This is a genomic window from Pseudomonas botevensis, from assembly GCF_019145475.1.
In the GTDB taxonomy this organism is placed as follows: Bacteria; Pseudomonadota; Gammaproteobacteria; order Pseudomonadales; family Pseudomonadaceae; genus Aquipseudomonas; species Aquipseudomonas botevensis.
In genome coordinates, this window is the sequence record NZ_JAHTKI010000012.1 from 14,662 (window position 1) to 36,529 (window position 21,868).

Consider the following 21,868-nt stretch of genomic DNA (forward strand, 5'->3'; position numbering starts at 1 on the left):
CTCAGAACTGGAAGTAAAGGAACGGCGAGAAGCTTTGCGCCGAGAGTTTGAGAATCGAGGCGATGAACAGCAGCAGGATCAGCCCGCGCATCACGTAGCGCGGCCAGTCGGCAGTCCAGTAGGCCGGTTGCACCTGGGCTTCGACGCCGACGGTGTAGCCAGGCTCGTGGATGCTCGCCGGGTTTTCGCCAGGGGCGGCCTTGATCACCCCCGGTTGGGCAGCGGCAGGGCCGTCGCTTTCGACGTTCACTTCAGGCTTGGTCTTGACCGGTGGCTTGCTGGTGTACAGGTCACGCAGGCCGAAGAACGCCAGGGTCAGGTAGGCCACCACCAGCGTTGCCACATGCAGGCCGGTGAGGCTGGCGCGGTTGAGTTCCGACAGCGACCAATCGCCGAAGCTGAACATCGCGCCGTACATACGCCCGGCCACGTGCAGGTTCTCGGCGCGGAAGATCACCCAGCCCATCACCACCAGCAGGAAGGTCAGCGCCCAGCGGATCGGGTTGAGGCTGCGCGGCGAGGTGTTGAGGCCGAGCATTTTTTCGATTGCCAGCCACATGCCGTGCCACGCACCCCAGACGATGTAGGTGATGTTCGCGCCGTGCCACAGACCGCCCAGGAGCATGGTCAGGAACAGGTTGCGGTAGGTCATCAGCGTGCCTTTGCGGTTGCCGCCAAGGGTGATGTAGAGGTAGTCGCGCAGCCAGGTCGACAGGCTGATGTGCCAGCGCCGCCAGAACTCGGTGATCGACTGGCTGATGTATGGCTGCTTGAAGTTTTCCATGAAGCGGAAACCCATCATCAAGCCCAGACCAATCGCCATGTCGCTGTAGCCGGAGAAGTCGAAATACAGCTGCGCGGTGTAGGCCAGCGCACCGAGCCAGGCATCGCCGGTGGTTGGGTGTTGCAGGGCGAAGCAGTGGTCGGCGACCACCGCCAGGGTATCGGCGATGAATACCTTCTTGATGAAGCCCTGCATGAACCGCGTGCAGCCCTCGGAGAACTTGTCGAGGGTGTGGGTACGGTTGTTGAACTGATCGGCGAGGTCGCGGAAACGCAGCACGGGACCTGCGATCAGGTGCGGGAAGATCGCCACGAACGCCGCGAAGTCGATCAGGTTGCGGGTGGCCGGGGTGTCGCCGCGATACACGTCGATGATGTAGCTGATCGACTCGAAGATGTAGAACGAGATGCCGATCGGCAACAGCACGTGAGTCAGGATGAACGGCTCAAGGCCTACCGACGTCATCATCGCGTTGATGCTGTCGACGCCGAAATTGGCGTACTTGAAATAGCCGAGGATGCACAGATCCACCGCCACGCCGAGCAGCAACCAGCGTTGGGCCGGTTTGCTGCGCACGCCGGCGGCACCGACTTTCAGGCCGATCCAGTAGTTCCACAATGTGACGGCTGCGAACAGCGCAAGGAAGTCCACCCGCCACCAGGCGTAGAACACATAGCTGGCGATCAGCAGCAGCAGATTGCGATAGCGTTGCCCGCTCAGGTAGTACAAGCCGAGAAAGATCGGCAAGAACAGAAACAGGAACACGTTGGATGAAAATACCATCCCGATCTCTCCATGTTTGAACCAACAGTCAAGGGCCAAAGCCCCCCCAAACCCCCCGTGAAATTCCGGTGGGCGACATCACTTCGCTGTGGGAGCGGACTTGCTCGCTCCCACAGGGGGATTGCATTCGTCTTACGAGCCTTTGTTGCCCTTTTCATGCGATGGGTCGTAGACCTTGGTCAGGTCTCCACCCAGCCGGAACGTCTTGAACGGCTGCATCCCGTGCTTCTTCTCCAGCACGTCCGGCGAGCAGGTGTAGAGGGTGCAGAACGGTTCGAGCCAGGCGAATTTCATGTCCTCTTTCAGATCGGTCATGTCCTGCTCCTTGCCGTTCTTCTTCTCGAACTGCTCCGGGTCTTTCACCCCGGCCAGCACCCGATCACCCAGACGCTTCAGCGCGCCGTTGTTTTCCTGACGCAGGTCCACGCCGTTGACCTGGGCGAAACTGGCGATCATCGCCAGCGGCGGCAGGGCGTAGTTGTGGTAGGCGAGGGCGCGTTGCTGGCGCTTGAGTTCGTTCGGCAGGTAGCCGTCGGCGTCGATCTGATTGGCGCCGACCTTGTATTCCTTCACCGCCCAGTCAAACAGGTCGCGGCGGTTGGTGGCGATCGACGTCGCCATCACCGACCAAGCCGCCCAGTACGAGTGGTTGTTGGTTTTATCCAGCGGCAGGTTGTCCCAGTCGCTCACCACCTGGTCGGCCATCTTGCTGAACCAGGCCTCGATCAACTGCGCTTCCTGCTGATGCTCGGCCAGCGGATGGGAGTCGGAAAACTTCAGGCGAATGTATGAAGACGCCATACTGCCCAGCGCCCATTTGCGCATCGACTTGCCGGTGTGGTTGAAGTCCCTGGACATCAAGGCATCTGCCTTGGCCCAACTGGTGAGCCAGTTCAACGTGCAATCGAGTTGCTCCGGACGCCCGTCGCGCATGAACTGCATCACCCGTTTGGCGGTGCCGCGCTCCAGGGTGGTGATGTCCTTGGTGGTGTCGCGGAAAGCCTTTTCCGACTGCACGTTGAGGGTCGCGCGGGCCTTGTCCGAGCCTTCGTACTTGCTGCGAAATTGCAGCGGGCCGGTGTACGGCGCCGGCATTGCGTCGCAGCCGTCGCTCTTGTCGGCGGATTTGAATCTATCCACAGGCGCGAAGTAGCCCTGGGGTGGACGCAATGGCGCGGCGGCCTGGGTCGCTCCGGCGAACATCGCCAGGGTCAGCAGGGACGGCGCGAGCCAGTGTTTGATCGTTCGGTTGTGCATGGCAGACCTCATTGCCCGAGCTGCGCGGTTTGTTGACCGGCGCCGGGGAATACGTTGCGTTTGCAGATTTTCGCTTCGACCTTCTGTGGCGTGCCGCCCGTTTCCGGGCCATGGACTTCGACGGCCAGCAGGTTTTGCGAGGCCCAGTCTTCGTCGGTGCGCAGTTCAAAGGCGAAACGCCCGTCGGTGTCGGAGGTTTCCGGTTTTTCGATCTTGATGTCCTCGTGGCGACCGTTCATGTACCAGAGGGTGGCTTGCAGGGTTTTCACCGAGGTGTCGGCGAAGCGGATGTCGACCTGGTGGCTGCTGTTCTGCAGGTTCAGGTTCTTGCTGTTGACCAGCAGTTCGGTCTTGCCGTTCGGCTTGACCGTACCGCTGCCGGTCATCTGCGCTTCTTTGCCTTCGCAGCCGTTGTCCAGCAGCGCCATCATCTGGCGGTAAATGGTTTCCTGGTCGAGGCGATACAGCGGCGAGAATTCCCAGATGAGAATTTTCGGCGGGGTCTTCTGGAATTCGTCGCTGCCCAGGTACTGCAACATCGAACCTTCCAGACCGCCGCCAGGGAAGGCGACGTTGAGGATGTCGGCGCCGATGGCTTCTTCGAGGAACCCGGCGAAGTTGTAGTTCTTGCCGCTGTGGGAGGTGCCGACCAGGGTGATCTGCGGATTGCCGGAATCGCCGAACAGATCGCCGTCACCGGCCTCGCCCTTCGGCTCGGTGGTGAACTGGTCCATGTACTGGATCGCGTAACTGGTGCCGCACAGTTGCCCGGCCATGTTGTGCAGGGTGCCGGTCTTGCCCATGCGCCCGGAGCGCTTGGTTTCGAATTCACGCTTGGGAATGTCGGCGAAGGCGGGGATCTGCCTGACCTTCTCGGCGACGATTTTCGCCGTGCGCTGGGCGCCGTACGGGGTCCAGTGCTGGTCGCCACGGAAGTAGAAATCGTGGGCCGGCAAGGTGTCGGGCAGCGACTCGTTGGTCAGCGGCGAGAGGTCCGGCACCACGTAGCCCATTTTGGCGAAACGGCCGAGCATGGTCTTGTAGTTGCCCAGCGCTTTCTCGTAATCGAAGGCGGCTTTCTCTTGCGGGTTGAGCTTGTTGCGGTTCACCAGGCCACGGGTCGGCTGATAGACGATCACCAGTTCCACGCCCTTGCTCTTGAATGCGTCGTGCAACTGTTGCAGGCGCTTGTAGCCGGCCGGGGTGGTGTCGAACTCGGTGCGCAGGTCTTCCTGGGTCCGGAACAGCCAGTCGCCTTGCGCCTGCACCAGCGTGGTGAAGTTCTGCTGATAACGGGTGGTGTAGTTCTTCGCATCGTGGGCGGCAGGGCACAGGCTGCAGCACGGTTCGGCGCTGAACGACGGCGCTTTGACTTCATCGGCACGGGCGCCAGTGCTGGCCGCGAGAATGCCCACGGTCAGGGCCGACAGGCTGAGTAATCTGATCAGGTGTGGGTGCATAAAATTATCCTCAGTCCTGCATTTCGGTCTGGCGTTCGACGGGGTCGATCAGCACGGCTTTCTGCTGGCGCACCAGCAGGTCGAGAATTTCATCCTGGCGCTCGCCGAGGATGCCGTTGAAGCTGATGCCGCTGGATTTGGTCGGCGCCAGCATCGACACGCGGTACAACTCGACACTCAACGGCGAGTCGATCGACAGCGGGCCGCTGCCATTGGCCGCCAGCTCGCCGCCGACCACGATCAGCGACACCTGGGCGTCGAACGGGTCGAGCTTGATGTCGCGGTCGGTGTCGGTCAGGTCCTTGATGTGCCCGTAGACGCCGGTGAGACCGTTGGCCATGGCGACGTTTTCGTAGAGGCGAATGTTCACGCTGTTACGAATGCGGATGCCGTGGCGCTTGTTGCTGATGACCTTGTTGCCCCACAGCAGGTTGTCGGCGGACTCGTAGAGGGTGATGCCGTCGGTGTGGTTGCGGTAGATCTCGTTGTAGGCGACCAGGTTGTTCACGCTGTTACGGTCGATCACCAGCCCCGAGAGGTGGTTGTCGTAGCTTTTGTTGTTGAAGATGAAGCTGTCGTTGACCTCACGGGAAATGATGATTCCGTGCTTCTTCTTCGTCCCGTACACGGTGTTCTCGGCGATGATCAGACCGTGGGAACGGTCGTGCGGGTCGATGCCGTAGACGATGTTGTCCTTGTAGGTGTTGCCCTTGACCACGAAGTCGCGGGTCTCGTAGCAGTAGAAGCCGTACCACATGTCGGAGAACTCGGAACCGACGATCCAGCCGGTCGGCTCTGGACGCTTGAGGACCTTGGCCATGTTCGGCGTGTACTGGGAAATACTCACGCCGTAGGACTTACTGTTGGCGTAGCCGAAACTCGCCATCTTGCTGTTGACGATGTAAGTCTCGGTGCCGCCCCAGGCCAGCAGGAACGGACGGAATTCCTTCGGCGAGCGGAAGGTCGCCGGGCCGTTTTCCTTCTCGCGCCAGCCAGTGACTTTGGTATCGCGCACGAACAACTGGCCGTCGTTGACCAAGAACGAACCGGCCTCCTGGGACAGGCGCAACTCCTGGGTCTGGCCGTCGATTTCGAGGATGCCCTTGCGGCCGACCACGATCGGCAACTTCGCCAGATACACCCCCGGCGAGGTTTCGCTGAAATACTGCTTGGGCAGTTTCTGCGCCAGTTCCTTGAGGTTCATGTAGCCGTCGTCGACGAAGATCGCCTGGGGGATGCCGTGCTGGCGCACCACCCATTCGGCCATCTTGTTGTCGCCGCCGATGAAGTCCTTCAGGGCGTCTTCCTGCATCATCCGGCGCACGCTGAGCTTGCCTGGTTTGCTGCGCACGATCTTCGCGGCGGCGGCTTCGGCGGTGTAGCCGGAGAGATCGGGCAGTTTCGGCTTCGCCAGCTCCAGCGCCTCGGTCGGTGCGCTGCTGACGGTGTAGGTCTTGGCCTGTTGCAGTTCCTTGGCGACGGTCACCGGTTTGCCGGGTGACGGTGCCGCCGGTTCCACGTTGGCGAACGTGCCGGCCGAGGCCAGCAGCATCGCGCCGGCCAGCAGGCTCAACGTGGCTATGCGGTTGCTGTGCATGTCGGGCACTCCCTTGGCGGTCTGCATCAGAAGCGCCAGATCACATCGATGAACGCACGGTGCATGTACGAATCGACCTGGCTGCCGTAGGCATCACCCGGCTTGAACACGCCGCCACGGAAACGCACCAGCGCCGACGGCTCGTCGATCGACTGGCTCAGCGCCGCCGGCAACAGGCCCTGCTTGAAGTACTTGGTGACCACCAGATCCATTTCCTGGCCCAGGTCCTTGTTGCCGTCCTGCAATGGCAAGGAGGTGCTGGAGAGGATCGCGCCGGTCACGTCGTCGGTGTTGTTTTCCACGGCGTTGATGCCGTTGCTGCCCACCGGTTTGTTGCCGTCCACGCGCCAGAACTTGTGGTAGATCAGGCTGGCGTCGTACTGGTCGTTGAGCATCCACGAGCCGAACAGGGTGGCGCTCTGCATGTTGTTCATTTCGCCACGGAAGGCCTCGCCGAAACGGTGAACTCGCGAGCGGGTGCCGGTGTAGGTCGAGCGGTTGCTTTCCAGGCCGTTCTGTTCGTAATCGGCACTGGCACGGGCATAGGCGGCACCGACCTGCCATTGCGGATCGAGGCGCAAGCGCACGCCGACATCGGTGGCCCAGCCGTCGACGTTGTCGCTGCGCTTGGCCTGGGCCGGACGGCTGCCATCGGCGTTCAGCGGGTTGACCGTGTCGCGGTCGCCGCTCATGCCGGTGATACTGCCCCAGTAGTTGACGGTGTTGGTGTTGCGCCAGTTGTAGGCGTCACTGTCGGCGGTCAGGCCGAGCCAGCTGATGTCGCCGTTTTCGGTCTTGTCGAGGGTGTCGCGGGGCACGCCCGGCTCGGCGTAGTCGAGCTTGCCGTCATCGTGGGTGTGATGGCCACGAATGCCGACCCAGTTGCCCGGCGTCCACTGGTAAGCGGCGTCGGCGTAGGCGTGCAGGCGATCCTTGTCTTTGGGCGCCAGTTCCTTGAGGTCGGTGCGGTATTCGCTGAAGCGTTCGGCGACACCGGCGTTGGCGCGCAGCAGGGTGGTGTCGAAGGTCCAGTTCAGCGCCTCGATGTTGGTGTCGCGCCATTGGCCGTCGTCGTTGCGCAGGCGCTGGCGACCGAACTTGAGCATCTCGCCGGGATAGGGCGTCAGGCCGCTGTAGCCGACCCAGAACTCGCGCATCGCCAAGTAGTTTTTCTTGGTCTTGCGGTCGCCGCTGTCGGTGGTTTGCGCACCGTCGGACTGTTGCAGGGTGTCGGTCTCGATGATGTCGGTCGAGGTCACGGCCTGACCCATGGCGTAGGCGCTCCACGCGCCGCTCTCGCCGTAGACCCACGGACGCAGGTCGAGGCCGACGCCGTTGACGTCGCCACCGCTGGCGGTGCCGAGGTCGCGGTCGTCTTCGGACTGGCCGGTGATTTTCACTTCGAGACCGAAGTTCTTGGTTTCAGTCATCGCGGCCAGTGTCGGGCAAGACCAGATCAGCGCGAAGGTCAGGCCGATGCCGGCCTTGACGAATGGATTCAGCTTCATAGGGATTCCTCGCCGTCTTCTTCTTGCAGGGCGTGCAGTTGCAGCGTGTTCTGGTTCAGGGCGCCACGGCTGGCCTGCTCCTGTTGCAGCAGGCGCTGGGCTTCGGCCAGGCGTTCGGGCGGCAGTTGTGCGGCGAGGGTGGTCGCCAGCTCATCCGCTTGCGGGGTGTTTTGCGCCTTCGCCAACTGGCTGAACACGTAGGCGTTGAGCGGATCAGGCTTGGTGCCTTTGCCTTGGGAGAACAGTTGGGCAATGGCGAAGTCGGCGCTGTTCTGGCCGTTGCGCGCCGCCGTCAGCAGGTGATCGAGGGCCTTCTGCGGATAGACCTTGCCCAGGTAGCCACGGCGGTAGATCTGACCGAGGTAGTAATCGGCGGCGACTTCGCGGCCGACGGCTTTCTGGAAGTGTTCCTCGGCGACCTTGGCGTCGGCCGGGACCATTTTCCCTTCGTAGTAAAGCTTGCCCAGCAACAGCTCGGCGCGCGGCTGGTCGGCGGCGCGGCCGTTGTCCAGGTACTTCATCATCTGGTCGATATCGCCCAGTTCCGGGAAGTCGTAGAGCAATTGCGCGAGGGTCACCCACGAGGCCGGGTAGCCGGGGGCGATCGGTTCGAGCAGCGCCTGCGCGGTTTTTTCGTCGGTCTTGCCCAGGGTCGAATCGGCGAGCACACGGGCCACGCTGTCGACCCGTTGCGCGGTCACGGCGCCACGGCTGAAACCTGCCTGCATCTGCTTGAGCAGTTCGGCCTGCTGTTCCGGTTGCGCGCGTTTCTGGTAAACGGTGGCCAGTTCGACGTAGCAGATATCGGTGGTGTGCAGCGCGGCCTTGCAGATTTTTTCCACGTCATCCAGGTGCTGGTCGTAGCTGCCCTGAGTGCGATACAGCAGCACCTGCGCCAGACCCGCCTCCGGGTTACCCGCCTTGCGCCACTGGTCGATCTGCTGCTGGGCGTTGATGTTCGGGAAGCTGTGCGGGTATTGCAGATAGAGCATCGCCAGCGGGATCAGCGTATTGCCTTCGCCATTGGCGCCAGCCTTTTTCAGCAGGCTTTCGGCCTCCTGATGTTCGGCTTCGGTGGCGCCGGGCTTGGCCACCAGCAGGCGCCCGAGACGCGCCTGGGCGCGGGGCGAAACGCTGGCGGCGGCACGGTAGGTGGCTTCGGCCTGTTTGATCTGCGCCGGGTCACGGCTGTCGACCTGAATGTCGGCCAGGCCCACTTGCGCTTCGCTGTAGCCCAGATCGGCCAGCGCGCGGTAGTTCTGCGCGGCCGTGGCGGTGTCCCCGCGCTTGAGCGCTTCGTTGGCCAGGCGCTGGTCCGGCAGGCCGGCGCAACCGGCCAGACTCACCGCCAATGCCACTGCACACAGGGTCTGCGGGGTTCTGAGGATGGGTGAAATCATCACAGGCATATCCTCGACTTAAAGACCGGCAGCCATGGCTTTGTCGATCAGCCAGTTGAGGTTCGGACCACGGTCGCTGTTCACTTCCACCGGGCGACCGGCGAAGGTGCTGTCCAGCGGCTCGTCAGGCTGGATCTGCACGCGGATATCGGAAGACAGGTCTTCGCTTTTCAGGCTGGAACTGCTGACGATCTTGCCGGTGCGGGTCTTGTCGTCGCCGGCGATCTGGAAGCTGACCGGAGTGCCCGGACGCACGTCGCCGAACTGGCGATAGGAGAAGCGCGCATCGACGGTGGCCTGGGTATTGCGCGGCACCAGTTCGAAAATCACGTCACCCTTGCTCGCGTATTGACCGTCGGCCACCAATTGTCGGGCCACGGTGCAGTCGCACGGCGAAGTCAGGGTGCCGGTCATTTGCTTGCCGAACAGTTCCTCGACCTTGGCCGGCTGCAACTGGTCTTCGTCCAGATGGCCCTTGAGCACGTCGAGCATGCTGGTGCTGAAGGTCGCCAGCGGTGCGCCCTTGGCGGCGACGCCGTCGGACTTGATCAGGCTCTGCACGGTGCCGTCGCGAGGCATGGTGATGTTCATCGCCGGCACGCTGACCAGACCGGCCTGGGCGTGGCTGACGAAGTACATGCCGTACACCGATTTGAAAATGAAACCGAACGCCGCCAGGCCGACGATGAACACACCGGCGCTGAAGGTCACCGCTTTCAGACGGCCGAAGGCGGTCATGCCATGGCCGCCGTCCTTGACCTTGCGCGCCTTGGTGAAATTGTCGCGCTGCAGGGTCGCGAGCACTTCGCCGATGCTGACGATGTCGCCGGCCAGGTGCGAGGTGATCAGGTGGCGCAGGGTGGAAATATCCTGCGGCTCGAGGTTCTGGAACTGGCAGCCGGCGCGGCCGGTCTGGCGGTCGTAGGAGCGGACCTGCAACTCGACGTCCATCGCCAGGCCGAGGTTGTCGATGACGAATTGCAGACGGGCCTTGTACACATCACCGGTCTTGAGCGGCAGTTGCCCGGCGTTGAACGCCAGGCCACCGGCGGACAGGTCGATGACCCGCGCTTCAACCGGCGTCCGGTCAGGGCCGAAGAACCGCAGCTTGGCCGGGATTTTCACCCGCGCGTGCTGACGCTGGGCTTCGGATTCATGGACTACGTTGACGTTGACGGCGGTATTCATAGGGGCGGTTTCCTTGTTAATTCAAGAGGGGCGGTTCAGACCATCATCAGCAGCACGGCGACGAAAATGCTGCCGGCGGAGAAGGTCATGGTCCGAGACGACCAGGTGTTGAACCAACGTTGAAAGCTGGCGAGATCACGGGACAGCGATGTGGGCTGGCGAGTCCAGGATTGCTGGTCGAGGCGGAAGAACACGTAGATCTTCACCAGCGCGCCGACGATCTGGTTGTAATAGAGAATCGCCGGGTAGGCCGGGCCGATCCGGTGACCGGAACAGGACAGCAGCAAGGTCAGGATCAGGCGGGTGATGCCGATCCACAGCAGGTACACGAGGATGAACGCGGTGCCGTACTTGAAACTGGCGATGATCGCCACGGTCAGGCCGAGCAGCGACGTCCACATCGACACGCGCTGGTCGAACAGCACCACCGAGGTGAAGACGCCAAGGCGCTTCACACCCAGCCCCAGCGCCCGGGAGTTCTGCCGCAGGTTGTTGCCGTACCAGCGGAACATCAGTTTGCGACTGGCCTTGATGAAGCTCTTTTCCGGCGGATGTTCAACGGTGTTGATCGCCGCGTCCGGCACGTAGAAGGTGTCGTAACCCAGGCGCATCAGGCTGAACCAGCTCGACTTGTCGTCGCCGGTGAGGAACTTGAAGCGGCCCAGGCGCCAGTGTTGCAGCGAGTCGCTTTCGACGTCGGCGATGAATTCCGGGTTGGTGACCACGGTGGCGCGGAACACCGACATCCGCCCGGTCATGGTCAGCACACGCTTGGACAGGGCCATCGAGCACATGTTGATGTGACGCTGGGCGAAACGCAGCTTGTGCCATTCGCTCATGATGTAGCCGCCGCGCACTTCGCAGAACTCGTTGGTGGTCAGGCCGCCGACATTGCCGAACAGCTGGAACCACGGCACGGTCTTGCGCACGGTGCCTTCGCCGAGCACGGTGTCGCCGTCGATCACGGCCACCACGGCACGGTCGTCCGGCAGGTGACGGGAGATCGCGCGGAAACCATACGCCAGGCCATCGCGCTTGCCGGTGCCGGGAATGCGCACGAAGTCGAGCTTGACCCGATCCGGCGGATTCATCCGCGCCCACAGGCTTTTCACCAGCAGCTCATCGGACATTTCGACGATCGAGCAGACCACGGTGGTCGGCAGTTCGCAGTCGATGGCTTCACGGATCACCGAGCTGTAGACCTGCGCGGTGGTCAGCGCGTCGATACGGAAACTGGTGACCATCAGGTACACATGCGACGGGTCTGCCGCTTTACCCAGCTTGCGCAGTTTGCGGCGCAGATGCGGGTAGACGATGTAGAGAAAAATCATGCCGCGCACGAAGTGCGTGGCACCCATCGAGTAGCGCCAGATACCCACGGCGCCAATCAGGAAAATGAAGTCCTTCGACTCTGAGTCGAATGTGGACACGGGCAGCATCAGGGCCAGGCCCATCAGCAGGCTCAGGAACAAAAGCCAGCCGGCAGCTTGCAGAAAAAAATGTTTGAGCTTGGACATGACCGTCTTCCGAAGGTGAAGGAGGCTTCGAGCCACAAGCGTCGGGCTGCAAGTGCAACGACTTGGCGCCCGACGCTTGCCGCTCAGGGCTGCTTTACCAGCAGATCCCTTCGGTACGGCTACCGGCGCTGGTGGCCTTGGACATGAAGCCCACCAGGTCGATGACTTGTTTGCCGTGCGGTACTTCCTGGGCCAGGGCGCGGAACTTCTCGTCGCGGTTGCCGAGGATGATCACGTCGGAGTTATCAATCACCGACTCGAAGTCCGCATTGAGCAGGGACGACACGTGAGGAATCTTCGACTCGATGTAGTCCTTGTTCGCGCCGTGGACACGGGCGTACTCGACGTTGCTGTCGTAGATGCTCAGGTCGTAGCCCTTGCCGATCAGCATCTCGGCCAGTTCCACCAGCGGACTTTCGCGCAGGTCGTCGGTGCCGGCCTTGAAGCTCAGGCCGAGCAGGGCGACTTTGCGTTTGTCGTGGCTTTCGACGATGTCGAAGGCGTTCTGCACTTGCGATTCGTTGCTGCGCATCAGCGAGTTGAGCAGCGGCGCTTCCACGTCCAGGGAACCGGCGCGGTAGGTCAGGGCGCGTACATCCTTCGGCAGGCACGAGCCACCGAAAGCGAAGCCCGGACGCATGTAGTACTGGGACAGGTTGAGGGTCTTGTCCTGGCAGACCACTTCCATCACTTCACGGCCATCGACGCCGACCGCCTTGGCGATGTTGCCGATCTCGTTGGCGAAGGTCACTTTGGTAGCGTGCCAGACGTTGCAGGTGTACTTGATCATCTCGGCGACGGCGATGTCCTTGCGGATGATCGGTGCGTCGAGCTCTTCGTACAGTGATTGCAGGACATCGCCCGAAGCCTTGTCGAACTCGCCGATGACGGTCATCGGTGGCAGGTCGTAGTCGGCGATCGCGGTGGACTCACGCAGGAATTCCGGGTTGACCGCAACGCCGAAATCGACGCCGGCCTTCTTGCCGGAGCAGTCTTCGAGAATCGGGATCACCACGTTGGCGACGGTGCCCGGCAGCACGGTGCTGCGGACGACGATGGTGTGGCGGGTGGTTTTTTCCCGCAGGACGAAACCGATCTCGCGGCATACCGCTTCGATGTAGTTCAGCTCCAGGTCGCCGTTCTTCTTGCTCGGCGTACCGACACAAATCATCGACAGATCGGTGTCGCGAATCGCCTCGGCGAAGTTGGTCGTACCGCGCAGACGACCGGTCTCGATACCTTGCGCCAGCAGCTCGCCCAGGCCCGGTTCCACAATGGGGGATTTGCCAGCGTTGATCATATCGATCTTGTCTTTGGCAACATCGACGCCAACCACGTCATGGCCCCGTGCAGACAGGCAACCGGCACATACTGCGCCGACGTAACCCAAACCAAATATGCTGATGCGCATCGCAATTACCTCTGTATATATCAGGCCGTTAGATGGCCGGAGTTAATGGTGTTCAGCGGTCATAGTGCACTCGAAAGTGCGGCTTACAGGCGCCGCAATGCCGTGTGCAGGCATACTAAGTTTCGAGTGTCTAAATAAGTGCACTCAAGTTGTGCGCAACCAGGACTTGTTCTTGTGACTTGCCCTGTCATGCAGCCGATCCTCAATCTTGAGGATGTTCGTGCATTCTTTCTGCGCGCTCGATGCCGGACGAAAGGCCCGTGGATCAAGCGGTTCGGTGCTCAGGCGAGCACGTTATAGGGGGACGGCCCAGGCCTTGCCGGCGATCGTCATGGTGCGTATCTCCGGTCCCTTGTTAGTTGTCCAGAGGCGTTATTCCATCTAGACAAGTTGCTGTGACAACTTGGTTACATGGTTTTTATCTCTGCGTAAGTTATCTCGTACAAATTCGCCGAGAATCGTTACCGGTGGTATGAGCAATGCATTTGGACATAGTTCCTGCCCGCTCATCGCGAAATCTGAAATTTCTTGAAATATTGTAAAAGATGGCACTGAGAGCAAATTGATAGCACTTTTGATTTCGCCCTTTATTAATAGGGAGATAATCGGCGCGGATGGTTTTATGCCACTACCGTGAAAAAAATTACGTGCCACTACTGAAAAAAATGACATCTGTCGAGTGAAACAAACGTTAGGAATTGGCGAGGTGTTTTATTGGCGCCGGTTAATTGGCGTTATTAGGCGGGGGATTTTTGACGTCGTGCGAGCTGCACGACTCTTTTATTGAAGAGTCGTGCAATGAGCATGCTTTATTCCGGGGCGTGGTCGCGCAGAAAGACCAGATTGTCCGGTTTCGATTGCTCGGCGCTGAAGCGATAACCCTGCACGTCGAACTGTTTGAGGGCGGTCGGATCGTTGATGCGTTCCTGGATCACGAAACGGCTCATCAGGCCTCGGGCCTTCTTCGCGTAGAAGCTGATGATCTTGTACTGGCCGTTCTTCAGGTCCTTGAATTCGGTGTTGATGATCCGCGCGTTCAGGGCCGTGCGCTTGACCGCCGAGAAATACTCGTTGGAGGCCAGGTTGAGCAGCACGTCATCGCCCTGGTCGGCCAGCGCTTCGTTCAGCCATTCGCTGATGCGCGTGCCCCAGAAGGCGTACAGATCCTTGCCTCGGGCGTTGGCCAGTCTGGTGCCCATTTCCAGGCGATAGGCTTGCATGAGGTCCAGCGGACGCAGCAGGCCGTAGAGCCCGGAGAGCATGCGCAGATGCTGTTGCGCGTAGTCGAAATCCGCTTCGCTGAAGGATTGTGCGTCGAGCCCGGTGTAGACGTCGCCCTTGAAGGCCAGCAGTGCTTGCTTGGCGTTGGCCGGGGTGAACGCCGGTGTCCAGCTGCCGAACCGCGCGGCGTTGAGGCCGCCGATCTTGTCGGAGACATGCATCAGCTCGCTGATCTGCGCCGGTGTCAGCTCGCGCAATTGCTGGATCAGCTCCTGGGAATGGTCGAGGTATTGCGGCTGGGTGAAGCGCGAGGTCGCCGGCGGTGTTTCGTAATCGAGGGTCTTGGCGGGGGAAATCACCATCAGCATGAAGTCGTCTCCTTTAATCGTGGGGGCGATTCTAGGGGGTTGAGCGTGTCGACTCCAGCTATCAGGGTCATAGGTGATCGACGGCATCACCTGATTCTTGTGGGAGTGTCGTTGCTGCTGGGATTGGTACTGGATCAGCTATAGTGCCGCGCGGGTTTTGTTATGGAGACATCCCTTTGCGTACCGTTCTTTTATTCACCGCGTGGCTGTTGAGCTTCGGTGCCGTGGCGGCGCCGGGCGATATCGCGACGCTGGATCGCAGCACCTGGCCGGAAAAACTGAGCAGCCCGACCCTGTTCGACGTGGCCTCGCGGGCGGAAGTCCTGATGTTTGCCCGAGGCCTGCTGGGCAGCGAAGCGCTGGAGCCCACCGCGCTGGCCCAACGCCTGGGGCTGCGCACGGTCAACATCGACGCGATCAACAGCCTGCGCGAGCGCCTGTGGCAGCGGCTGCTGACCAGCTACAACTTTGCCCAGCAAAGCTGCGATCAGGACGCCTCGTTCTGCTTCCTCGTCGAAGATCTGCCGACCCTGCGCGAGCAGGCTGCCAAGTTCGTGGTCAGTGACGAGAGTTATTACACCAAGTGGGCCGAGCCGAGCCGGATCTTCCATTTGCAGTATCTGGACGAGCTGTTGCGCAAGGCTGCGCTGTCGCCGCAGACCAGCAGCGAAGTCGATCATTTCGGCGACTACGAGCGTAACGGCGACGACATGCACGATCGCCTGTTTCTGTTGAGTTTCGACAGCGCCGCCAACCTGCAGCCGGACAACACCGACTGGCTCACCGAGTACTTGCGCAAGTCGAACCTGAGCGGCACGTTCTTCATGTTGGGCAAGGATATTCAGGCGCGTCTGGCCGAGCGTTCGGTCAGCAATCTGCAAGCGGCGTTTTCCCGCCAGTGCGTGGGTGTCCAGGGCTGGGAATTCCGTTCCCACAGCCACTGGCAGGACTGGCAGGACTCGGTACGCCGCAGCGCCGATCTGGTCAAGAACAAGCTGCCGGAAAACTACGTGCCGCTGTTCCGTCCGCCGGATGGCCAGCGTCGTAGCGACGCCCAGGGCTTCTTCAACAATCAGGGGCTGCAAGTGGCGCTGTGGGACATCGATGCCCAGGACGGCGCGGGCAAACTCAAGGGCAATCCGAGCGCGCAACGGGTGCTGACCCTGATGCTGCTGTGGCGTCACGGAGTGATCAATTTCAACATGAAACAGGATGCGGTGAAGACCGCGTTGCCGTGGCTGATCACGCAAACCGCGCAAAGCGGCATCGGCTGGGAAGATTGTCAGGACGCGTTTCGCTGAGAAACGGCAGAAGCCCGGAAACATTGGGCCTGGGAAAAATTTTACGCAGATTTTGAAGCAGGCGGACTTCCGACTCTAACGGGGGCAGGGCGGTCCGCCAAGGGCTTTTCGTCACTTTGCAAAATAAACTTCAAAAAAGCGTCAAAGTGCTTTTTTCTGTCATGGGTTTTGGAGTATTACGAAGTCAGACCGCCGAAACCTGCGACACAGGTGGCGTCTCCCAAGACCCACTTTGTGTGCAGTCCGTCTGGCCCTCGAACGAGCCCGCGCAGATGGATTCGGCAGTCACTTCGAGGCGCAGCACCGCCCAGGTATTGCGTCGAATGGCTCCCACAAAGGTGACCGAGTATGGATGATCACGGACGTAGCCCTTCTTCCAACCAGCCAATCCTTTATGTACTCGATACCAACGTACTGATTCACGATCCAAACGCCCTGCTGAATTTCGAAGAACACCACGTCGCGATCCCGATGACCGTGCTTGAAGAGCTGGACAAGCTCAAGAGCGGGCATCACAGCGTGGCCGCCGAATGCCGCCAGGCCATCCGGCTGATCGACAAGACGCTGGGCGATGCGTCTCCCGAAGATGTCGAGCTGGGCGTGCCGATCCAGCGCGGCAAGAGCGGACCGAAGGGCTTGCTGTCGATTCTGATGAGCAAACAGGCCGAGTCGAACCTGATTCTGCCCGAGCACCTGAACGACAACAAAATCATCAACCAGCTGATCGACCTGCACACCCGCGAGCCGAAGAAACCGGTGGTGCTGGTCACCAAAGACATCAACATGCGCCTCAAGGCGCGCGCCTGCGGGATCGCGGCCGAGGACTACAGCACCGACCAACTGGTCGACGACGTCTCCCTGCTGCCCAACGGCTACCACGAAATGACCGGCTCCTTCTGGGACCGCGTGAGCAAGGTCGAAACCCGTCAGGACCACGGCCGCACCTGGCATCAAGTGCAACTGATCGACAACCTGCCGGCGGTGCACATCAACGAGTTCATCATCGACGAGCAAGGCTTCGTCGGCTGGATCAAGGAGATCGACGAGGACCGTCTGCTGATTCTCGATCTGCACCAGGAACCGCTGCTGCATCAGGAAGCGTGGGGCCTCAAGCCGCGCGACATCTATCAGAGCCTGGCGCTGTACGCGCTGCTCGACCCGGATATCCATCTGGTCAACCTGTCCGGTGCCGCCGGCTCGGGTAAAACCATTCTGGCCCTGGCGGCGGCGATCGAGCAGACCATGGTCAGCAAGCGCTACCGGCGCATCATCGCCACCCGCAGCGTGCAGGGGCTGGACCAGGAAATCGGCTTCCTGCCGGGCACCGAAGCGGAAAAAATGGAGCCTTGGCTCGGCGCCATCACCGACAACCTCGAAGCCTTGCACATGGATGACGAAAACACCCATGGCAGCGTCGACTACATCCTCAGCAAAGTGCCGTTGCAGTTCAAATCGCTCAACTACATTCGCGGTCGCAGCTTCCAGCAGAGCCTGATCCTGATCGACGAATGCCAGAACCTCACGCCGCACCAGATGAAAACCATCATCACCCGGGCCGGCGCCGGTTCCAAAGTGGTGTGCCTGGGCAACCTGGCACAGATCGACACCCCTTACCTGTCCGCGACCAGTTCCGGGCTGACCTACCTGACTGAACGCTTCAAGGATTTCCCCAACGGTGTCCACATCACCCTGCAAGGGGTGCCTCGTTCGATCCTGGCCGAATACGCCGAATCGCATCTGTAATCCGCAACACCAAAACCGGGCGGCGTAAAAGCCGCCCGGTTTTTCATGCGTACACAACCGGTGGCAGGGGGCGGTAATCAAAGGTGCGCAGTCTTGACCCGCAGGTTTACAATCGATGCTCCTGATCAGGAGTAATCCCGTGCTGACTCATCTCGATTCCCAAGGTCGCGCCCATATGGTCGACGTCACTGAAAAAAACGTGACGTTCCGTGAAGCGACGGCCCAAGCGCTGGTGCGCATGCTGCCCGAAACCCTGCAGATGATCGTCAACGGTGGCCACCCCAAGGGCGACGTGTTCGCCGTGGCGCGCATTGCCGGCATCCAGGCAGCGAAGAAAACCAGTGATCTGATTCCTCTGTGCCACCCGCTGATGTTGACGGGCGTCAAGGTCGAACTCAGTGCCGAAGGCGACGATACCGTGCGCATCACCGCCTGCTGCAAGCTGTCCGGGCAGACCGGCGTCGAGATGGAAGCGCTGACCGCCGCCAGCGTCGCCGCCCTGACCATTTATGACATGTGCAAGGCCGTGGATCGCGGCATGACCATCGAAAGCGTGCGCCTGCTGGAGAAACTCGGCGGCAAGAGCGGACACTTTCGCGCGGAGCAAGCATGAACCTGACCGTGAAGTTTTTTGCCCGTTACCGGGAGGCGCTGGGTGTGGACTCGATCAAGGTCGAGGGCGATTTCCGCACCGTCGATGACGTGCGCGCACTGCTGGCGCAGCGTGCTGGCGCCGAAGTGTTGAGCGAACAGAACCTGATGTGCGCCCGCAACGAAGATTTGTGTCAGCTCGACGAGCCGGTGGCCGACGGCGATGAAGTGGCGTTTTTCCCGACCGTGACCGGAGGCTGAGCCATGGCGATTCGCGTGCAGACCACGCCGTTCGATCCGGGCGTTGAAGTCAATGCGATGCATGCGGCGAACGTCGGCGTCGGCGCGGTGGTGAGTTTTGTCGGCTACGTGCGTGATTTCAACGATGGCCTGGACGTGGCCGGGATGTTCCTCGAACACTATCCGGGCATGACCGAAAAAGCCCTGGGCAAGATTGCCGACGAGGCGCAGCAGCGCTGGCCGTTGCTGAAGCTGGAAGTGTTGCACCGCATCGGCGCGCTGGAACCGGGCGAGCCGATCGTCTTCGTCGGCGCTGCCAGCGCCCATCGCCAGGCGGCGTTCGACGCCTGCGCCTTTGTCATGGATTATCTGAAAACCCGCGCGCCGTTCTGGAAGAAAGAGAACACCAGCGACGGCCCGCGTTGGGTCGAAGGGCGCGACAGCGATCATGCGGCGGCGGATCGCTGGCAGAAGTAAAGTCTGCGTCGTCGTCCCGTCTGCCTTCGCGAGCAAGCCCGCTCCCACAGGATTTCACCGATCCGGTGGGAGCGGGCTTGCGGGCGAACAGGTCTTCAGTTCTGCCGGATAACCCTCTGATTCATCACCCGACCACCGGCCGGGCGCAATCCCTTCTGCCCGATTGACGGAATATACATAAAAGTCCAGTATGGATTTCCAAGTACAAAAAAGTCGTCCCCGCTCCAGCTCTTTCTTCTGTCTTGCCAAACCTACAACAACCCGCGAGAGAACGAACATGAAGAAGCTTCCCCTCATCACCGGTCTGGCGCTGAGCCTGTTGGCTGCCAGCAGCGTGTTCGCCGCCGAGAAAACCTTGCGCATCGGCATCGAAGCCGCCTATCCGCCGTTCGCGTCCAAGACTGACGCCGGTGAAATCGTCGGTTTCGACTACGACATCGGCAATGCGCTGTGCGCGCAGATGCAGGTCAAGTGCGTGTGGGTCGAGGGCGAATTCGACGGTCTGATTCCTTCCCTGAAAGTGAAGAAAATCGACATGGCGCTGTCGTCCATGACCATCAATGACGACCGCAAGAAGTCGGTGGACTTCACCCACAAGTACTATTTCACCTCGTCGCGGCTGGTCATGAAGGAAGGTGCGACGGTCGACGATCAATACGCCAGCCTCAAGGGCAAGACCGTCGGCGTGCAGCGCGCCACCACCACCGACCGTTACGCCACCGAGGTGTTCGAGCCCAAGGGCATTACCGTCAAGCGCTACGGCAACAACGAAGAAATCTACATGGACCTGGCGGCCGGACGCCTCGATGCGATCTTTGCCGACACCATTCCCCTGACGGATTTCCTGGGCATGCCACGGGGCAAGGGGTACGCGTTTGTCGGGCCGGAACTGAAGGATCCGAAGTACGTGGGCGAGGGCGCCGGGATCGCAGTGCGCAAGGGTAATACCGAGCTGGTCAGCCAGTTGAACACGGCCATCGACGGGATTCGCGCGAGTGGCGAATACCAGAAGATTTCCGAGAAGTACTTCAAGTCTGATATCTACGGCGACTGATTGACCGCCTTCGCGAGCCAGCCCGCTCCCACAATGTCGTGGGTGCGGGCTGGCTTGCGAAGGGGCCGGATCGCTCGGCTCCTAGCCTTTCAATTCCTTCAAATGCTTGTACACCGTCGCCCGCCCCATGTTCAGCACATTGGCCACATAGTTCGAGGCGCTCTTGCCCTTGAACGCGCCTTCGGCGTGCAGCGCGAGCACCAGTTCGCGTTTGTGGTCACGGGTCAGCAGGTTCAGGCTCAGTTGCCGCTCGCGCAGCCAGTTGTGTAGGAAGGTGTTGATCCGCTCCTGCCAGTCATCGCGAAACAGTGAGTCCGGTTGCGGGATCAGTTTGCTCGGCGAGAGGAACAGGTCCAGCGCAGCCTTGGCATTCTCGAACAGCGAAATGTTCAGGTTGATACACAGCACCGCCAGCGGATGACCGTCGCTGTCGCGCAGCACGGTGCTGAGGCTGCGAATCTTCTGGCCGTCCCAGTTGAGCTTTTCGTACGGGCCGATGTTCCGTTCGCTGACGTCCTCGCTGAGCATGTCCTCCAGCGACGACTCATCTCCGATTTCCCGCTTCGACAGGTTGTTGGCGATGTAGTCGACTTTCTGCGTGCGCAGGTCGTGCAGCACCACTTCGGCGTGGGGGAAGAACAGCGTGGCGATGGCGTCGGCGATGGCATGGAAGTTATCCAGCGCGGCGTCATGCAGCTCGGGTGTCGGTTCGGGGGCGGTCATAGCAGTGGAGCTCCAGGCAGCGTCAATGCCCCCGTATTCCGGGGGCAAGACGAGTGTGCCGCAATCCGTTGGGCGCGTCATCCGGGCAAGCGGTCAGCTCAGGCGAGCGGGGGAGAGCATGTCGGCGCTCAGGCCGAACTGCTTGAGATGTTCGGGCAGCGGCTCACCCCGCACCAGCGCCGCGCTGGCCTGGCCCATGGCCGGCGACGTCTGGATGCCATAGCCGCCCTGGGCCGCCACCCAGAACAGCCCCGGAACCTGCACATCGAAACCGGCCAGCAAGTCGCCGTCCGCGACGAAACTGCGCAGGCCGGCCCAGGTTCGGGTCGGGCGGCGGATGGTCAGGGTCGTGGCTTCTTCGATCTGGTAGATGCCCATGGCGATGTCCAGTTCTTCCGGCTGTACGTCGTGGGGTTCGACCGGATCGGCATTGGCTGGCGAGCCGAGGAACATTCCGGCGTCGGGCTTCATGTAGAACGATTCGTCGAGGCTGACCAGCATCGGCCAGTGGTGAATGTCCACGCCTTCGGGGCCGGCGAAGATGAACGCGGCACGGCGTTTCGGTTGCAGCCCGAGTGTTTGCGCGCCGGCCAGTGCGCCGATCTGGTCGGCCCAGGCGCCTGCGGCGTTGATCACGATGGGTGCACTGAAGGTCTGGCCGTTGGTCTGCACCTGCCACTGGCCACCGGCGTCGCGGCTCAGGCCCAGCACTTCGCAGTCGGTATGGACTTCACCGTTGTTACGCCGAATGCCGCGCAGATAGCCCTGGTGCAGGGCGTCGGTGTCGATGTCGCTGGCCGAGGGATCGTAGATCGCGCCGTGGACTTTTTCCCGGCGCAGGATCGGCAGCCGTGCACAGGCTTGCTCGGCGCTGAGCAGTTGCATCTCCGGCACCGTGGCCTTGGCGCTGAGGTACTGATTGTTCAGTTCGGCGGCATCACCGGTGAAGTCCACGGTCATTTCACCGCGCGGCGTCAGCAACGGATGCTCGCAGAAACCAGGCGGCGGCGTGTCGAAAAACGCCCGACTGGCCTGGGTCAACGCCCGCACTTGCGCGGTGCCATAGGCGGCGGTGAACAGTGCGGCGGAGCGTCCGGTGGAGTGATAGGCCGGGTGCGACTCGCGCTCCAGCACAATGACCTTGCCGTGGGGCGACAGCCAGAAACCGGTGGAAGCGCCGGCGATTCCGCCGCCGATGATGATGAAGTCTGCCTGGCTCATTGAGATCTCCAGTGGGCGCGATAT

18 protein-coding genes are annotated in these 21,868 nt (G+C 61.3%); 6 read left to right on the forward strand and 12 right to left on the reverse strand.

The window, feature by feature from the left end:
• Window position 1: 1 nt before the first annotated feature.
• The 10 genes from KVQ74_RS16790 to yaaA form a co-directional block, all read right to left on the reverse strand.
• On the reverse strand, window positions 2–1,567 hold the full coding sequence (locus tag KVQ74_RS16790) for an MBOAT family O-acyltransferase (RefSeq protein WP_217832290.1): 1,566 nt from the start codon (window positions 1,565–1,567) through the stop codon (window positions 2–4).
• Between the two features lie 132 nt (window positions 1,568–1,699).
• Entirely contained in the window at window positions 1,700–2,824 is a 1,125-nt protein-coding gene (locus tag KVQ74_RS16795) for a mannuronate-specific alginate lyase (protein ID WP_217832291.1), read from the reverse strand.
• 8 nt (window positions 2,825–2,832) lie between these two features.
• Window positions 2,833–4,284, reverse strand: coding sequence for an alginate O-acetyltransferase (locus KVQ74_RS16800; protein WP_217832292.1), 1,452 nt, complete (start codon window positions 4,282–4,284; stop codon window positions 2,833–2,835).
• A gap of 10 nt (window positions 4,285–4,294) precedes the next feature.
• Window positions 4,295–5,881, reverse strand: a complete 1,587-nt coding sequence (gene algG, locus KVQ74_RS16805; protein WP_217832293.1) for a mannuronan 5-epimerase AlgG — start codon at window positions 5,879–5,881, stop codon at window positions 4,295–4,297.
• A gap of 26 nt (window positions 5,882–5,907) precedes the next feature.
• Window positions 5,908–7,389 carry an alginate export family protein gene (locus KVQ74_RS16810; RefSeq protein ID WP_217832294.1) on the reverse strand — a complete coding sequence of 494 codons (1,482 nt, stop codon included), beginning with the start codon at window positions 7,387–7,389 and terminating at the stop codon, window positions 5,908–5,910.
• Window positions 7,386–8,798 carry an alginate biosynthesis TPR repeat lipoprotein AlgK gene (gene algK, locus KVQ74_RS16815; RefSeq protein ID WP_404822693.1) on the reverse strand — a complete coding sequence of 471 codons (1,413 nt, stop codon included), beginning with the start codon at window positions 8,796–8,798 and terminating at the stop codon, window positions 7,386–7,388. The genes KVQ74_RS16810 and algK overlap by 4 nt, the downstream gene beginning before the upstream one ends.
• 9 nt (window positions 8,799–8,807) lie before the next feature.
• The gene (locus KVQ74_RS16820; RefSeq protein WP_217832296.1) at window positions 8,808–9,977 is read right to left on the reverse strand and encodes an alginate biosynthesis protein Alg44; all 1,170 of its coding nucleotides are present in this window, start codon (window positions 9,975–9,977) and stop codon (window positions 8,808–8,810) included.
• Between the two features lie 35 nt (window positions 9,978–10,012).
• The gene (alg8, locus tag KVQ74_RS16825) at window positions 10,013–11,494 is read right to left on the reverse strand and encodes a mannuronan synthase (protein ID WP_217832297.1); all 1,482 of its coding nucleotides are present in this window, start codon (window positions 11,492–11,494) and stop codon (window positions 10,013–10,015) included.
• A gap of 94 nt (window positions 11,495–11,588) precedes the next feature.
• Window positions 11,589–12,905: a nucleotide sugar dehydrogenase gene (locus KVQ74_RS16830; RefSeq protein WP_217832298.1), complete on the reverse strand. Its 1,317-nt coding sequence runs from the start codon at window positions 12,903–12,905 to the stop codon at window positions 11,589–11,591.
• A gap of 809 nt (window positions 12,906–13,714) precedes the next feature.
• On the reverse strand, window positions 13,715–14,494 hold the full coding sequence (gene yaaA / locus KVQ74_RS16835; RefSeq protein ID WP_217832299.1) for a peroxide stress protein YaaA: 780 nt from the start codon (window positions 14,492–14,494) through the stop codon (window positions 13,715–13,717).
• A 176-nt stretch (window positions 14,495–14,670) separates the two neighbouring features.
• On the opposite strand from yaaA, the gene KVQ74_RS16840 reads away from it, so the two are divergent.
• The 6 genes from KVQ74_RS16840 (at window position 14,671) to KVQ74_RS16865 (ending at window position 19,900) form a co-directional block, all read left to right on the forward strand.
• Window positions 14,671–15,795: a polysaccharide deacetylase family protein gene (locus KVQ74_RS16840; protein ID WP_217832300.1), complete on the forward strand. Its 1,125-nt coding sequence runs from the start codon at window positions 14,671–14,673 to the stop codon at window positions 15,793–15,795.
• Between the two features lie 348 nt (window positions 15,796–16,143).
• The gene (locus KVQ74_RS16845) at window positions 16,144–17,538 is read left to right on the forward strand and encodes a PhoH family protein (protein ID WP_217832301.1); all 1,395 of its coding nucleotides are present in this window, start codon (window positions 16,144–16,146) and stop codon (window positions 17,536–17,538) included.
• Window positions 17,539–17,677: 139 nt separating this feature from the next.
• The gene (gene moaC / locus KVQ74_RS16850) at window positions 17,678–18,151 is read left to right on the forward strand and encodes a cyclic pyranopterin monophosphate synthase MoaC (RefSeq protein WP_217832302.1); all 474 of its coding nucleotides are present in this window, start codon (window positions 17,678–17,680) and stop codon (window positions 18,149–18,151) included.
• Complete coding sequence (gene moaD / locus KVQ74_RS16855; protein WP_217832303.1) at window positions 18,148–18,390, forward strand: molybdopterin converting factor subunit 1; 243 nt, start codon at window positions 18,148–18,150, stop codon at window positions 18,388–18,390. The genes moaC and moaD overlap by 4 nt, the downstream gene beginning before the upstream one ends.
• A 3-nt stretch (window positions 18,391–18,393) precedes the next feature.
• Window positions 18,394–18,846 carry a molybdopterin synthase catalytic subunit MoaE gene (moaE, locus tag KVQ74_RS16860; protein WP_217832304.1) on the forward strand — a complete coding sequence of 151 codons (453 nt, stop codon included), beginning with the start codon at window positions 18,394–18,396 and terminating at the stop codon, window positions 18,844–18,846.
• 277 nt (window positions 18,847–19,123) lie between these two features.
• Complete coding sequence (locus KVQ74_RS16865) at window positions 19,124–19,900, forward strand: ABC transporter substrate-binding protein (RefSeq protein WP_217832305.1); 777 nt, start codon at window positions 19,124–19,126, stop codon at window positions 19,898–19,900.
• Window positions 19,901–19,981: 81 nt separating this feature from the next.
• Here KVQ74_RS16865 and KVQ74_RS16870 read toward each other — a convergent pair whose 3' ends face one another.
• Together KVQ74_RS16870 and KVQ74_RS16875 are read right to left on the reverse strand one after the other, a co-directional pair.
• A complete protein-coding gene (locus tag KVQ74_RS16870) occupies window positions 19,982–20,623 on the reverse strand; it encodes a helix-turn-helix transcriptional regulator (RefSeq protein WP_217832306.1) in 642 nt (213 codons plus the stop codon).
• Between the two features lie 93 nt (window positions 20,624–20,716).
• A complete protein-coding gene (locus KVQ74_RS16875) occupies window positions 20,717–21,844 on the reverse strand; it encodes an NAD(P)/FAD-dependent oxidoreductase (RefSeq protein WP_217832307.1) in 1,128 nt (375 codons plus the stop codon).
• Window positions 21,845–21,868: the final 24 nt, after the last annotated feature.